The organism is Saccharopolyspora sp. NPDC045941 (assembly GCF_056431445.1).
Genome location: NZ_JBWKKU010000005.1, coordinates 88,121 through 100,448 on the forward strand (window position 1 = coordinate 88,121; position 12,328 = coordinate 100,448).

Sequence of the window (12,328 nt, forward strand, 5' to 3'; positions counted from 1 at the left end):
GTGGACAACGCCCGATACACTGGGTTCGTGGTTAGCAAGCGCTACGTGGTTCGCGTTCCCCGCGCCACTCCATCGCTGATTCGCCCGGTCGTCGTTTAGCGACCGAGCCGCTCAGCAGTGCCCACGCCCACCCGGCCCGGCCGGTGGGCGCGCTCATGGAATCGCTTGACCACCGACTTTCGGAGTTCCCCTTGATTTCTGCCACCGGCCTGGAACTGCGCGCCGGCTCCCGCATCCTGCTCTCCGACGCGACCCTGCGCGTCCAGCCCGGCGACCGGATCGGCCTGGTCGGCCGCAACGGCGCGGGCAAGACGACGACGCTGCGCGTGCTCGCCGGCGAGGGCCAGCCCTACGCGGGCGACGTGATCCGCCGCGGCGAGATCGGCTACCTGCCGCAGGACCCGCGCGAAGGCGACCTCACCGTCACGGCGAAGGACCGGGTGCTCTCCGCGCGCGGGCTGGACCAGCTGATCCGCGACATGGAGAAGGCCCAGACCGCCATGGCCGAGCTGGTCGACGACCGGGAGCGGGACAAGGCGATCGCCCGCTACGGCCGGCTGGAGGAGCGCTTCGCCGCGCGCGGCGGCTACGCCGCGGAGAGCGAGGCCGGGCGCATCTGCAGCAACCTCGGCCTGCCCGACCGGGTGCTCAACCAGCCGTTGCGCACGCTCTCCGGTGGTCAGCGCCGCCGCGTCGAGCTCGCCCGGATCCTGTTCGCCGCGTCGGAGTCCGGGCCCGGCGGCGGTTCGGCCAGCACGCTGCTGCTCGACGAGCCGACCAACCACCTCGACGCCGACTCGATCAACTGGCTGCGCGACTTCCTGAAGAACCACGACGGCGGCCTGGTGGTCATCAGCCACGACGTGGAGCTGCTGGCGGCCGTGGTCAACAAGGTGTGGTTCCTGGACGCCATCCGCGGCGAGGCGGACGTGTACAACATGGACTGGGACCGCTACCAGGACGCCCGCGCCGCGGACGAGAAGCGCCGCCGCCGCGAGCGCGCCAACGCCGAGAAGAAGGCGTCGGCCCTGATGGCGCAGGCCGACAAGATGCGGGCCAAGGCGACCAAGGCGGTCGCGGCCCAGAACATGGCCCGCCGGGCGGAGAAGCTGCTGGCCGAGGCCGAGACGGAGCAGGCCCAGGAGAAGGTCGCCAAGATCCGCTTCCCGGAGCCGGCCGCGTGCGGGCGCACCCCGCTGACCGCCGACGGGCTGTCCAAGTCCTACGGTTCGCTGGAGATCTTCAGCGGCGTCGACCTGGCGGTGGACCGCGGCGCCAAGGTCGTCATCCTCGGCCTCAACGGCGCGGGCAAGACCACCCTGCTGCGCCTGCTCGGCGGCATGGAGAAGCCCGATTCGGGTGAGATCGTGCCTGGTCACGGGCTGCGCGTCGGGTACTTCGCGCAGGAGCACGAAACGCTGGACCACGACGCGACGGTGTGGGAGAACGTCCGCAGCGCCGCGCCGGACACCCCTGAGCAGCAGCTGCGCACCCTGCTCGGCGCGTTCCTGTTCCAGGGCGAGCAGTTGAAGCAGCCCGCCGGCACCCTCTCCGGCGGCGAGAAGACCCGGCTCGCGCTCGCGGGCCTGGTCTCCAGCGCGGCGAACGTGCTGCTGCTGGACGAGCCGACCAACAACCTCGACCCGGCGAGCCGCGAGCAGGTGCTCGACGCGCTGCGCAGCTTCGCCGGCGCCGTCGTGCTGGTCACGCACGATCCCGGCGCGGTTCAGGCACTCGAACCGGAACGGGTCATCCTGCTGCCGGATGGGACCGAAGACCACTGGTCGGACGACTACTTGGACCTCGTCCAGTTGGCGTAGCAGAGGTTGCGCTCGCAGCGTCCGCTACTACGGATGGATTAGTGCATTCCGGTGATCGCCGCGCGGTCATCTCGACCATTGGCCGATCTTTTTTCCATGATCGCCTGGCGTTCCCGCGTTTCCTGTTCGATCATTGCGCTGACAGGGGTCGCGAGGCCCGACCTGCTCAGAGGGAAGGCGGGGACACCGTGGCTGAGCTGAAGAAAGGCGCGCGCATCACGGGTAGCGCGCGGGACAAGCTTGCCAGTGACCTGAGAAAGAAGTACGAGAAGGGGGCGAGCATCCGCGCTCTGGCCGAGTCGACCGGCCGGTCCTACGGGTTCGTGCACCGCGTCCTGAGCGAATCAGGCGTGCAGTTGCGGGGCCGCGGGGGCGCGACGCGCTCGAAGAAGAAGTGAGCACGACGGCCACCGGCCGTCTGCACCTACGACATAGCACGACTCCAGAGATCTGCTCAGATCTGCAATGGAGGTCCGCTTGGCGGATTCGATAGTGGACGCCGGCCTGTTGGATCGTGGCGGTGTGGGGTTCACGATCCACGGGCGGCGGGCCACGATCACCTTGGACCGCCCGGACAAGCTGAATGCGCAGACACCGCACACCTGGCAGGCGCTGCGGGAGATCGGACGATCCCTGGGCCCGGAGGTCCGGGTAGTGGTGGTGCGCGGCGCGGGCCGGTCGTTCTCGGCCGGCCTCGACCGCCGGCTCTTCGGTTTCGCCGACGTCGACGGGGCGCCCGGGCTGGCGGCGCTGGCCCAGCGCCCCACCGAGCAGGCCGATGCCGAGATCGCCGGCTTCCAACAGGGGTTCAGCTGGCTGCGCGAACCCGATCGGGTGACCATCGCGGCCGTGCAGGGGCACGCCATCGGCGCTGGTTTCCAGCTCGCCCTGGCGTGCGACCTGCGCGTGCTCGCCACCGATGCCCGGCTGCGCATGGCGGAGACCGGCCTGGGGCTCGTGCCGGATCTTGGCGGCACGTTGCCCCTGGTCAGGACCGTTGGTTACGCAAAGGCAGTGGAAATCTGCCTGACCGGGCGGGAAATTCAGGCGGACGAGGCATTGCGGCTCGGTCTGGCCAACTCCGTCGTCGAACCCGACCTGCTCGACGACGCCGTGGACCAGCTCGCCGATGCCGTCGCCCAACCGCCGGACGGTGCGGTCCGCGAGACCTTGGCGCTGCTGGTCCAGGCCGACGAGGCAGTCGACCCGGAGCAGCAGCTCGCCGCCGAGCGCGCCGCCCAGCTGCGCCGCATCGCGGAACTGGCCGAGCAGCTCGGCTCGGACTAGTTCAGGCCGGGCACCCGCGCTCCGTAGTGCGCGAGGTTGGCGGCGTTGGCTTCGTCGCCGCCGACCGTGTTCGAGCTGCGCCAGACCGGCAGGTCGACGCCGGCCGCGTCGGCCAGGTCGTACATCTGCACCAGCAGCATGTTCCACAGGAACGCGTTCGCCATCGAGGACAGCGGTGCCGTCACCGGCTCCGCCGGCGGGTAGCTCGCGTCGCCGCCCGGGACCAGGGTGTCCAGCACGATCTCGGCTTCTTCGGCCAGCGTCGTGCCCGCGCGCTTCGGGGCCTCGCCGCTGGCCGTCGGCGAGGTGATCGCCACGACCGTCGAGCCCGCCGCGCGGGCGAGCCTGGCAAGTTCCACCGGGTAGGGGTTCACCCCGGAGTTGGAGAACACCACCAGCGCGTCCGCGCCGCCCCGGAAACCGGCCGCGGTGAGCACCTCCTCGGCCAGGCCGGTGCGGCGTTCGGTCCTGGTGCTGGCCACCGCGCCGTGCAGGGGCAGCAGGTCCGGGTGGTACAGCGGCCGCACCGCGGCCAGGCCGCCCGCCCGGTAGTACGACTCCATCACGCCGGCCAGCGAATGGCCCGCGCCCGCGGTGAACACGAGGCCGTCCGCCCGGACCGCGGCGAAGAGGCGGTCGGCGGCGGCCCGAAGGGCCTCGGCGTTGTGGGTGCCGATCTTTCGCAGGTGTTCCAGCGTTCGCTCGGCGTGAACCGGGCCTGTTTCCGACATCTTGCGCTCCCGTGGCGAGGTGATCGCGGACATGAGGTCTATACCAATCGCGGGGATGCCGGTCAAGGCGCGCGGCGTGCCCCTGCCCACCACTGGTGTGGTGTGCGGGCTACGCTGTTGATCAGCCTGCAAGATCGAACAGCCAGGGGATGCATGCCGCAACGAGGCAACCGCCGGGAACTGCTCGCCGACGCCGCCATCGAGGTGCTGGCGCGCGATGGAGGCCGCGGGCTGACGCACCGCGCCATCGATCGCGAGGCCGAGGTTCCAGAGGGTACGACCAAGAACTACTACCCGACGCGCAGCGCGGTGTTCCTGGCCGTTGCGCGCTACCTCGCCGCCCAGCACACCGAGGCGCTGCGCGGCCTGCGCAGCCAGGTCCCCGCCGACGTCACCGGCGAGGACATCACCGCGCTGTACGCGGCGATGTTGCGGCGGATGTCGACGAGTGCGCGATCCCAGTTCCTGGCGCTGTTCGAGCTGCACCTGGAGGCCGTGCGCAATCCCGAAGTGCGCGAGGAGCTCGGGGACATCACCGAGGCCAATGTGGACACCGCGGTGCAGCTGCAGGCTGCGGTGGGGCGCCGGATGAGCCGCCGCGGCGCGGGATTGCTCGATGCGGGCATGCTCGGCGTCGCGCTGTCGATGCTCAGCCTGCCCGACGATCTGGTCGAGGAGCTCGGGTTCGACGACCCGGACGGGCTCGCGCGGGCGTTATTGTCCCTCGCCTCGGTGCGGGACGAACCGGCGATCAGCGTGCTGCGCGACCACGCCAGCTGAACGCCGGGCGACCGTGCGGTGAGGGTCCGTCGGATGACGCACGGTAGCCTTTGGGGGGAACGAGATCTGGGCAGGGCGTCCTGGGGGTCGCCCACGATCGAAGTGGATGCAGGGAACCCATGTCGAATCCAGCACCGGACGAGACCGGCCCGCTCGAACCGCCTGCGGTCGTGTTCGCCCGCCTCACGGACGTCCCGGTGGACGCCTTGGACAAGCTGATCGAGGCGACGCACGAGGTCTACGCCGACCTCAACAAGGTGCTCGGCCACCCGTACTGGGGAGACCTGGTGTTCCACCAGGGCGCGGCGATCAAGGCGCTGAAGGAGGCGCGGATCTGCCTGGAAGGCCTGCGTTCCGAGGCGATCGGGGCCCGCAACACCGAACTCGGGATCACGATCGCGACCGCGGTGGCCGACGGCGAGCGGTACTACGCGCAGACCGAGGACGACAAGGCCGAGCTGGTGGACCGGGTGCTCCGGCCGCAGCAGCCCGGCGCCAGCCACCTCTACGTCTGGGACCGCCCGCACGAGGATCCGGACGCGGCCGGGCCGTACCAGCAGATCCGGATCGTCACCGACGCGGAGACCGAGGTCGGCGTCCTGAACTTCACCGAGGAGTCCGAGGAAGGCGATCTCGACTCCTGGCACACGCTCAACCCGGAGCCGTCGGCGGACGCGCCCGCACTGCCGTTCGACGCGGGCAGCACGCTGAAGTTCCCGCGCAACGCGGTGCTGCCGTTCCGGGAACTCCGGGCGGCGCTGGACGAATTCACCCGAACCGGGCAGCGGCCGTCGGCCGTGCAGTGGCAGGCTGCGCGCTGGGGCGATCTGTAATCAGCCGTAGATGCCCTGGACGGCGCGCGCGGCGATGGTCGTCACGATCTTGAACGCCTTCATCGCCTCGGTCATGTCCGGCGCGTCGAACCCGACCCGCCGCACGCCCAGCTGCTCGACGGTCGGGATCACCGCGGCGGCCGCGGCGAGGTGCGCGGCGTCGAACTCCACCTCGATGCGGTGCGGGCGGGCCACGCCTCCGGTCCGCCCGGCCAGGCGCAGGCTTTCGCTTGCCGCGGCGCGGATGTCGGCCGCGGTGCGGGCCGGCGGGCGGCAGATCGCCGCGTAGCGGCTGACGCATTCCTTCACTGCGACGGTCTTCGCCGCGGGCGCGTACCCGGCGGCCTCGGCGCAGGCCCGGTCGTCGCCGGTGACCAGCAGGACTGGCACCCCGTACTCGGCGGCGAGCGCCGCGTTGAGGCCGCCCTCGCCGGCGGGCGCGCCGTCGAGCCACACCCCGGTGATGGAGTTCTCCAGGTAGGTGTGGGAAAGGACGCCTTCCTCGCCGGCGCCCGCGTGGTAGCCGACGAACGCCACACCGTCCACATCGGACTCGATGCCCTGCATCATCGACAGCGGCTTGTGCCGCCCGGTCAGCAGCACCGCGCGCTCGTCGAGGTCCTCCAGCAGCAGGTTCCGCTGGGACGAATGCGCTTCGTTCACCAGCACGCCGGTGGCGCCGGCCGCGCAGAGCCCTTCGACGCACGCGTTGACATCTCCGGTGAACAGGCGCCGGAAGCGTTGCCACTGCTCGGTTCCGGGCACCACGTCGTCGGTCCAGGTGACGCCGGTGACGCCTTCCATGTCCGCTGAGAGCAAGATCCGCACGCCGCCCAATCTATGCCCCACGACCAGACTTTCGAGACACGGCTCGCCGATCGGGTAACGGTTCGGTACCTGTGCGTGATGCTGCTCGGAGACAACCGCCGGTTAACCATTGACGAACAGCGCCTGAAGGTGGTTCCTTCTTCTCACTCGCCACGAAGGAGGGGTCGCCGTGGGCAGACGATTCGCCGTGCTCTGGACTGCGCTGCTGGTCGCCTTGTTGGTGCCGATGCCGGCAACCGCGCAGCAGGACGGCGCGCGCCAGGAGGGCGCGACGCTGCGGATCGGGCTGCAGCAGCAGATCGACTCGCTGAACCCCTTCCTGGGGTACACGTTGGCCTCCACCGACATCTTCCGCTCCATCTACCCGACGCTGACGACGTACAGCCCGGACGACTTCTCGGTGATGCCGGAGCTCGCCGAGAGCTGGGAGCCCTCCCCGGACAAGCTCACCTGGACCTTCCGGATCCGGGCCGGAGTCAAGTGGTCCGACGGGCAGCCGGTGACCGCCCGCGACGCCGCCTACACGTTCAACCGGATGATGACCGATCCGGCCGCGAGCACCGCCAACGGCAACTTCGTGGAGAACTTCGAGACCGTCACCGCACCGGACGACACCACGCTGGTCGTCCGCACCAAGACGCCGCAGGCCACGATGCTGGCGATCGACGCGCCGATCGTGCCCGAGCACGTGTGGTCGAAGGTCACCGACGTCGCGGGCTTCGCCAACGACCAGATGCCGGTGGTCGGCAGCGGGCCGTTCACGCTCACGGGCTACCGCGCGGAGCAGGACGTCACGCTGACCGCCAACCCCGATTTCTGGCGCGGCGCACCGAAGGTCGCGGGACTGCAGTTCGTCCAGTTCAAGAACAGCGACGCCGCGGTGCAGGCGCTGCGCAAGGGCGACGTCGACGTCGTCCAGAAGCTCACCCCGGCGCAGTTCGACGCGCTGGCGGGCGAGGCCGACGTCGAGCAGGTCAAGGGCCAGGGCCGGCGGTTCTTCGAACTGTCGCTCAACCCGGGCGCGACCAACAGCGAGAACGAGCCGATCGGCAGCGGCCACCCGGCGCTGAAGGACGTGCGGGTGCGGCAGGCCATCGACCAGGCGATCGACCGGAAGGTCCTGGTGGACCGGGTGCTCGGCGGCTACGGCCAGGAGGGCGGCGGGTACCTGCCGCCGATCTTCTCCGACTACCAGTGGACGCCGCCGCAGCCGCGGACCTTCGACCCGGCCGCCGCCAACCGCAAGCTCGACGAGGCGGGCTACGCCCGCGGCGCCGACGGCATCCGCCGCACCCCGCAGGGCGAGCCGCTGGACTTCAACCTCGTGCTGCACGGGTCCCGGTCGGAGGACACCCAGGTCGGCGAGTTCGTCAAGCGGTGGCTGGCCGATCTCGGCATCAACGTCGAACTCCAGCCCGTGTCGGACAACCAGCTCAACGACCGCACCACCAGCGCCGACTACGACATGGTGATCAGCGGCTGGTCGGCCAACCCGGACCCGGACTACGTGCTGCGGCTGCAGACCTGCGCGTCCCGGCCGACGCCCAGCGGCGGCGGCAACCCGGACACGTTCCTGTGCGACCAGCAGTACGACGACCTGTACAACCGGCAGCTCGGCGAGTTCGACAAGGACAAGCGCGTCGACCTGGTCCAGCAGGCGCAGGCCCGGTTCTACGACCAGGCCGCCGGGCTGATCCTGTGGTACCAGAACTCGCTGGAGGCCTACCGGGCCGACCGCTACAGCGGGTTCACCCTGCAACCGAAGGCCGATGGCGTGATCGTGGCGCAGCAGGGCTACTGGGGCTACTACGGCGCCCAGCCCACGGACAAGGCGCTGAGCGGCTCGGGCACCGACTACACCGGCGCCGCCTGGGTGCTCGGCGGGGTCGTGGTGCTGGTCGGCGTCGTCGTCGCGCTGGTGGTGGTCCGCCGCCGGGCGACCGCCGACACCCGGGAGTGAACCGTGTCCCAAGCACTCGCGACAGTCGCAGAACCGGCGCCGCCCACCGGCGGCGGCCGCCGGGCGGTCCGCTACGTGGCGGGCAAGCTGGGCGGCGGCCTGGTGAGCCTGTTCCTGGTGGCGGTGCTGGGCTTCTTCCTGTTCCGGGTGATGCCCGGCGACCCGGTGCGCACCATGACCCACGGCGCGCCGGTCACCGAGCAGCAGATAGCCGTGCTGCGCGAGCGGTTCGGCCTGGACCAGCCGCTGTGGAAGCAGTTCCTGGACTTCCTCGGCAACCTGCTGCGCGGTGACCTCGGCACCTCCTACACCTACAGCCGCCCGGTGGGCGAGCTGATCCTCGACCGCATCGGCCCGACCGTGCTGCTGGTGGGCACGGCGACCCTGATCGCCGTGCTGCTGGGGCTGTGGATGGGCTCGCGCGCGGCGTGGCAGCACGGCGGCGCCTTCGACAAGACCTCGACGTCGATCGCGCTGACGCTGTGGTCGGTGCCGACGTTCTGGCTCGGGTTGATCGTGCTGATGGCCTTCGGCGTCGGTGTCGGGCCGATCCCGGGCATGTTCCCGGTCGGCGGGATCTCCTCACCGGACACGCCGCCGGAGCTGCTGCCGCAGGTCCTCGACGTCGCCCACCACCTGGTGCTGCCCGCGCTGACGATGGTCGCGGTGATCTACGCCGAGTACCTGATGGTGATGCGCTCGTCGCTGCTGGAGGAGATGGGCGAGGACTACCTGACCACCGCGCGCGCCAAGGGCCTGCGCGAGGACCTGGTGCGGCGGCGGCACGCGGTGCCCAACGCGCTGCTGCCCACCGTCACGCTGATCTTCCTGCGGCTCGGTCTGGTGGTCGGGGGCGCGATCACGGTGGAGACGGTGTTCTCCTGGCCGGGTCTGGGATTGCTCACCTACGAGGCGCTGCGGGTGCCGGACCTTCCGTTGCTGCAGGGCATTTTCATCGTGCTTGCGGGGAGCGTGGTGGTGATGAACGTGCTGGCCGATGTGCTCTACCGGGTGCTCGATCCGAGGGTGCGGGAATCATGACGGCCACCGCAGGGCAGATCATCCGGGCTCGCCGCCGGGCCAGGGCGGCCGAGGCGTGGCGCGTCTTCCGCGCGGACCGGGCCTGTTTGGTGGGTCTCGTGGTGCTGGTCGTGGTCGGCTTGCTGGCGTTGTTCGCGCCGCTGCTCACCGATGCCGGCGGCCTGGACGTCACGCGGGCGCCGGGTCGCCCGCTGCAGGCGCCGAGCGGCGATTTCTGGCTCGGCACCGACGAATCCGGGCGTTCGGTGCTGCTGCTGACCTGGTGGGGCGCGCGGGTTTCGCTGGTCGTCGGCCTGTCGGCGGCCGTGCTGTCGGTGCTGATCGGCACCGTGGTGGGGGTGCTCGCCGCGCACTTCGGCGGCTGGACCTCCCGGGTGCTGCTGCGCTTCACCGACTTCTTCCTGGTCCTGCCGTCGCTGGTGCTGGCCATCGCGCTGTCCACGGTGCTCGCCCGCGGGCTGTGGACGATCGTGCTGGCCATCGGGGTGACGGCGTGGCCGCCGACGGCGCGGATGGTGCGCGCGCAGACGCTGACGATCGAGGCCCGCCCCTACATCGAGCGGGCCCGGGCGCTGGGCGCGGGGCACGGCCACGTCATCGGCCGCCACGTGCTGCCCGCCGTGCTGCCGCTGGTGTTCGCCAACACGACGTTGTCGGTGGCCAGCGCGATCATCGCCGAGTCGACGCTGTCGTTCCTGGGCCTGGGCGATCCGAGCATGGTTTCGTGGGGTTCGATGCTGAAGTCCGCGATGGACACCGGCGCGGTCACCGGCGGCGCGTGGTGGTACCTGCTGCCGCCGGGCGTGGGAATCGTGGTGGTGGTGCTCGGTTTCACGCTCTGCGGACGGGCGCTGGAGGCCGTGTTCAATCCGAGGCTGCGGGGGCGGCGGTGACTCCGATTCTGGAATTCCGGGACGTGTCGGTGACCTATCGGGGCGCCGAGGAACCCGCGGTGCGCGGCGTGAGCCTGAGCCTCGGCGAGGGCGAAACCCTTGGCCTGGCAGGGGAATCCGGCTGCGGCAAGACGACGCTGGCAATGTCCGTGCTGCGGCTGCTGCCGAGCTCGGCACGCATCGACGGCGAGGTCCTGCTGGACGGTCAGGACGTGCGCGAGATGACGTTCGGGCAGCTGCGCGCGGTGCGCTGGGCGAGCGCTTCGGTGGTGTTCCAGGGCGCCATGCACGCGTTGAACCCGGTGCGCACCATCGGCGATCAGATCGCCGAGCCGATCAAGCTGCACGGCCGGGCGAACGGCGACCTGCGCAAGCGGGTCGCGGAGCTGCTCGCGCAGGTGGAGCTGCCCGCGGAGCGGGCCGACGCCTATCCGCACGAGCTGTCCGGCGGGCAGAAGCAGCGGGTGATGATCGCGATGGCGCTGGCCTGCGAGCCGCGCCTGGTCATCGCCGACGAGCCGACCACGGCGCTGGACGTGGTGGTGCAGGCCCAGGTCCTGGATCTGATGGGCCGGCTGGTCGCCGAGCGCGGCATCGCGCTGCTGATGATCAGCCACGACCTGTCGGTGCTGTCGGCCAGCTGCGAGCGGCTGGCGGTGATGTACCAGGGGCAGGTCGTCGAGCACGGTCCGTCGGGGCAGGTCATGACCGATCCGCAGCACGCCCACAGCCAGGCGCTGGCCAGTGCCTTCCCGACCGTCGGCGACCCGCGGTTCCGGCTCACCGAAGGGGCGCCGAGCGGGCCCGCGCTGCTGTCGGCGGAGGCGGTGTCGGTCGACTTCACCAGCCGTTCCGGGCAGACCGTGCGCGCCGTGCGCGGGGTGGACCTGGAGGTGGGCGAGAACGAGATCGTCGCGCTGGTCGGCCAGTCCGGCTCCGGCAAGACGACGCTGGCCCGGACGATGCTGGGGCTGCAGCAGCCGACGGGCGGTGCGGTGCGCTTCGACGGCGTGCCGCTGCCGACCGGCAGCGCCGGGCTGCGCGAGTACCGCAAGCAGGTGCAGCTGGTGCTGCAGGACCCGACCGGCGCGCTCAACCCCCGGCACACGGTTTACGAAGCGGTGGCGGAAGGTCTGCGGATCCACGGCATCACCGACGACGAGCGCGGTCGTGTCGCGGCGGCGCTGGAGGCGGCGGAGCTGCGGCCTGCGGAGAAGTTCTTCGGCCGCCTGCCGCAGGAGCTCTCGGGCGGCCAGCGGCAGCGCGTGGTGATCGCGGGAGCGCTGGTGCTGGAACCGCGGGTGCTGATCGCGGACGAGCCGGTGGCGTCGCTGGACGCGACGGTGCGCGGCGAAATCCTGGCGCTGCTACTGCGCCTGCGGGTCGAACGCGGCCTGTCGACGCTGGTGATCACCCACGACCTCGGCCTGGCCTGGAACATCGCGGACCGGGTGGCGGTGATGTACCAGGGCGATCTGGTGGAGGTCGGCCCAGTGGAGCAGGTCCTGCTCGACCCCAAGCACGACTACACGAAGACGCTCCTGGCCGCCGTCCCGTCCGTCGAGCGCCGCGTGGCCTAGCTGTCAGATCAGGCCGAATCGCAGCAGCAACGCCCGGTCGAGGTCGGCGAGCTCACCGGCGTCGAGCGAGCCTTTGAACTCGCCAAGCCGATCAGGCGACACCGAGTAGATCTGGTCGGTGAGTATCCGGCTCTTGGTGCCGTTCAGCTCGATTTCGGGCCGGTAGACGGCTGCGCCTGCCCGGGTGGAGGTGAGTGCGACCGCGACCGTGCTGGTCGAGAAGCGGCCGGACTGGATGATCACGGCATACCGCTTGTCTTGTTGCTCGTGTCCGCGCGCTCCGGGGAGTGCTTTGATCTCGTACACGGCTCCCCGGAAGATCACTCGGCGGCTCCCATGAACCGTTGTATGGCCAGCATTTCGGCCTGGTCATCAGGATCTTCCTTCAGCCGCTCTGCGTCCTGCTCTGCCTGCTCGAGCAGGATTTCCTTATAAGTGCGCAGGAGCGCGTAGCGGACGGCCTCGGACCGGCTCCGCGTATCGCCGGTTAACGCCTTCAGCGCGGTTTCCATGGCCTCATCGGTGCGAACGTTCAGCGTGCCCATGCCACCGATCGTAACACATTTTGTAATACG

General features: G+C 70.5%; 13 protein-coding genes. 9 read left to right on the forward strand and 4 right to left on the reverse strand.

Translation table 11 applies throughout. The features are described 5' to 3' along the window. The first annotated feature begins 191 nt into the window (after window positions 1-191). The 3 genes from AC07FN_RS05680 (at window position 192) to AC07FN_RS05690 (ending at window position 3,107) form a co-directional block, all read left to right on the forward strand. Complete coding sequence (locus AC07FN_RS05680) at window positions 192-1,820, forward strand: ABC-F family ATP-binding cassette domain-containing protein (protein ID WP_478394552.1); 1,629 nt, start codon at window positions 192-194, stop codon at window positions 1,818-1,820. 188 nt (window positions 1,821-2,008) lie between these two features. Continuing rightward, window positions 2,009-2,218 (forward strand): helix-turn-helix domain-containing protein, encoded by a 210-nt coding sequence (locus AC07FN_RS05685; RefSeq protein ID WP_093260265.1) that lies wholly within the window; start codon window positions 2,009-2,011, stop codon window positions 2,216-2,218. Between the two features lie 67 nt (window positions 2,219-2,285). After that, window positions 2,286-3,107: an enoyl-CoA hydratase/isomerase family protein gene (locus tag AC07FN_RS05690; protein WP_478394553.1), complete on the forward strand. Its 822-nt coding sequence runs from the start codon at window positions 2,286-2,288 to the stop codon at window positions 3,105-3,107. Here the strand turns inward: AC07FN_RS05690 and AC07FN_RS05695 are convergent. Beyond that, window positions 3,104-3,838 carry a sugar isomerase domain-containing protein gene (locus AC07FN_RS05695; protein ID WP_478394554.1) on the reverse strand — a complete coding sequence of 245 codons (735 nt, stop codon included), beginning with the start codon at window positions 3,836-3,838 and terminating at the stop codon, window positions 3,104-3,106. The two genes, AC07FN_RS05690 and AC07FN_RS05695, sit on opposite strands and share 4 nt — an antisense overlap. A gap of 153 nt (window positions 3,839-3,991) precedes the next feature. Here AC07FN_RS05695 and AC07FN_RS05700 point away from each other — a divergent pair, with 153 nt between their 5' ends. Both AC07FN_RS05700 and AC07FN_RS05705 read left to right on the forward strand, forming a co-directional pair. Further along, window positions 3,992-4,618 (forward strand): TetR/AcrR family transcriptional regulator, encoded by a 627-nt coding sequence (locus tag AC07FN_RS05700; protein ID WP_358570947.1) that lies wholly within the window; start codon window positions 3,992-3,994, stop codon window positions 4,616-4,618. Window positions 4,619-4,737: 119 nt separating this feature from the next. Further along, window positions 4,738-5,451 (forward strand): Imm1 family immunity protein, encoded by a 714-nt coding sequence (locus AC07FN_RS05705; protein ID WP_478394555.1) that lies wholly within the window; start codon window positions 4,738-4,740, stop codon window positions 5,449-5,451. Here AC07FN_RS05705 and AC07FN_RS05710 read toward each other — a convergent pair whose 3' ends face one another. Next, window positions 5,452-6,279 carry a M55 family metallopeptidase gene (locus tag AC07FN_RS05710; protein WP_478394556.1) on the reverse strand — a complete coding sequence of 276 codons (828 nt, stop codon included), beginning with the start codon at window positions 6,277-6,279 and terminating at the stop codon, window positions 5,452-5,454. A 169-nt stretch (window positions 6,280-6,448) separates the two neighbouring features. On the opposite strand from AC07FN_RS05710, the gene AC07FN_RS05715 reads away from it, so the two are divergent. Genes AC07FN_RS05715 through AC07FN_RS05730 form a run of 4 tightly spaced genes read left to right on the forward strand, consistent with a single transcriptional unit; the run spans window position 6,449 to window position 11,753 of the window. Next, window positions 6,449-8,239 (forward strand): ABC transporter substrate-binding protein, encoded by a 1,791-nt coding sequence (locus tag AC07FN_RS05715; protein ID WP_478394557.1) that lies wholly within the window; start codon window positions 6,449-6,451, stop codon window positions 8,237-8,239. Between the two features lie 3 nt (window positions 8,240-8,242). Beyond that, a complete protein-coding gene (locus AC07FN_RS05720) occupies window positions 8,243-9,280 on the forward strand; it encodes an ABC transporter permease (RefSeq protein ID WP_452612754.1) in 1,038 nt (345 codons plus the stop codon). Continuing rightward, complete coding sequence (locus tag AC07FN_RS05725) at window positions 9,277-10,173, forward strand: ABC transporter permease (RefSeq protein ID WP_478394558.1); 897 nt, start codon at window positions 9,277-9,279, stop codon at window positions 10,171-10,173. Before AC07FN_RS05720 ends, AC07FN_RS05725 begins: the two co-directional genes overlap by 4 nt. Beyond that, window positions 10,170-11,753: a dipeptide ABC transporter ATP-binding protein gene (locus AC07FN_RS05730; protein ID WP_478394559.1), complete on the forward strand. Its 1,584-nt coding sequence runs from the start codon at window positions 10,170-10,172 to the stop codon at window positions 11,751-11,753. The genes AC07FN_RS05725 and AC07FN_RS05730 overlap by 4 nt, the downstream gene beginning before the upstream one ends. Before the next feature lie 3 nt (window positions 11,754-11,756). Here the strand turns inward: AC07FN_RS05730 and AC07FN_RS05735 are convergent, their stop codons facing one another. Together AC07FN_RS05735 and AC07FN_RS05740 are read right to left on the reverse strand one after the other, a co-directional pair. Then, a complete protein-coding gene (locus tag AC07FN_RS05735) occupies window positions 11,757-12,077 on the reverse strand; it encodes a type II toxin-antitoxin system PemK/MazF family toxin (RefSeq protein WP_478394560.1) in 321 nt (106 codons plus the stop codon). Further along, on the reverse strand, window positions 12,074-12,298 hold the full coding sequence (locus tag AC07FN_RS05740) for a hypothetical protein (RefSeq protein ID WP_478394561.1): 225 nt from the start codon (window positions 12,296-12,298) through the stop codon (window positions 12,074-12,076). The genes AC07FN_RS05735 and AC07FN_RS05740 overlap by 4 nt, the downstream gene beginning before the upstream one ends. Between the last annotated feature and the right edge of the window lie 30 nt (window positions 12,299-12,328).

Coding starts and splice junctions, on each gene's coding strand:
- AC07FN_RS05700 (WP_358570947.1), top strand. CDS start 3,992: ATGCCGCAACGAGGCAACCGCCGGGAACTGCTCGCCGACGCCGCCATC.
- AC07FN_RS05740 (WP_478394561.1), bottom strand. CDS start 12,298: ATGGGCACGCTGAACGTTCGCACCGATGAGGCCATGGAAACCGCGCTG.
- AC07FN_RS05690 (WP_478394553.1), top strand. CDS start 2,286: ATGGAGGTCCGCTTGGCGGATTCGATAGTGGACGCCGGCCTGTTGGAT.
- AC07FN_RS05725 (WP_478394558.1), top strand. CDS start 9,277: ATGACGGCCACCGCAGGGCAGATCATCCGGGCTCGCCGCCGGGCCAGG.
- AC07FN_RS05695 (WP_478394554.1), bottom strand. CDS start 3,838: ATGTCGGAAACAGGCCCGGTTCACGCCGAGCGAACGCTGGAACACCTG.
- AC07FN_RS05705 (WP_478394555.1), top strand. CDS start 4,738: ATGTCGAATCCAGCACCGGACGAGACCGGCCCGCTCGAACCGCCTGCG.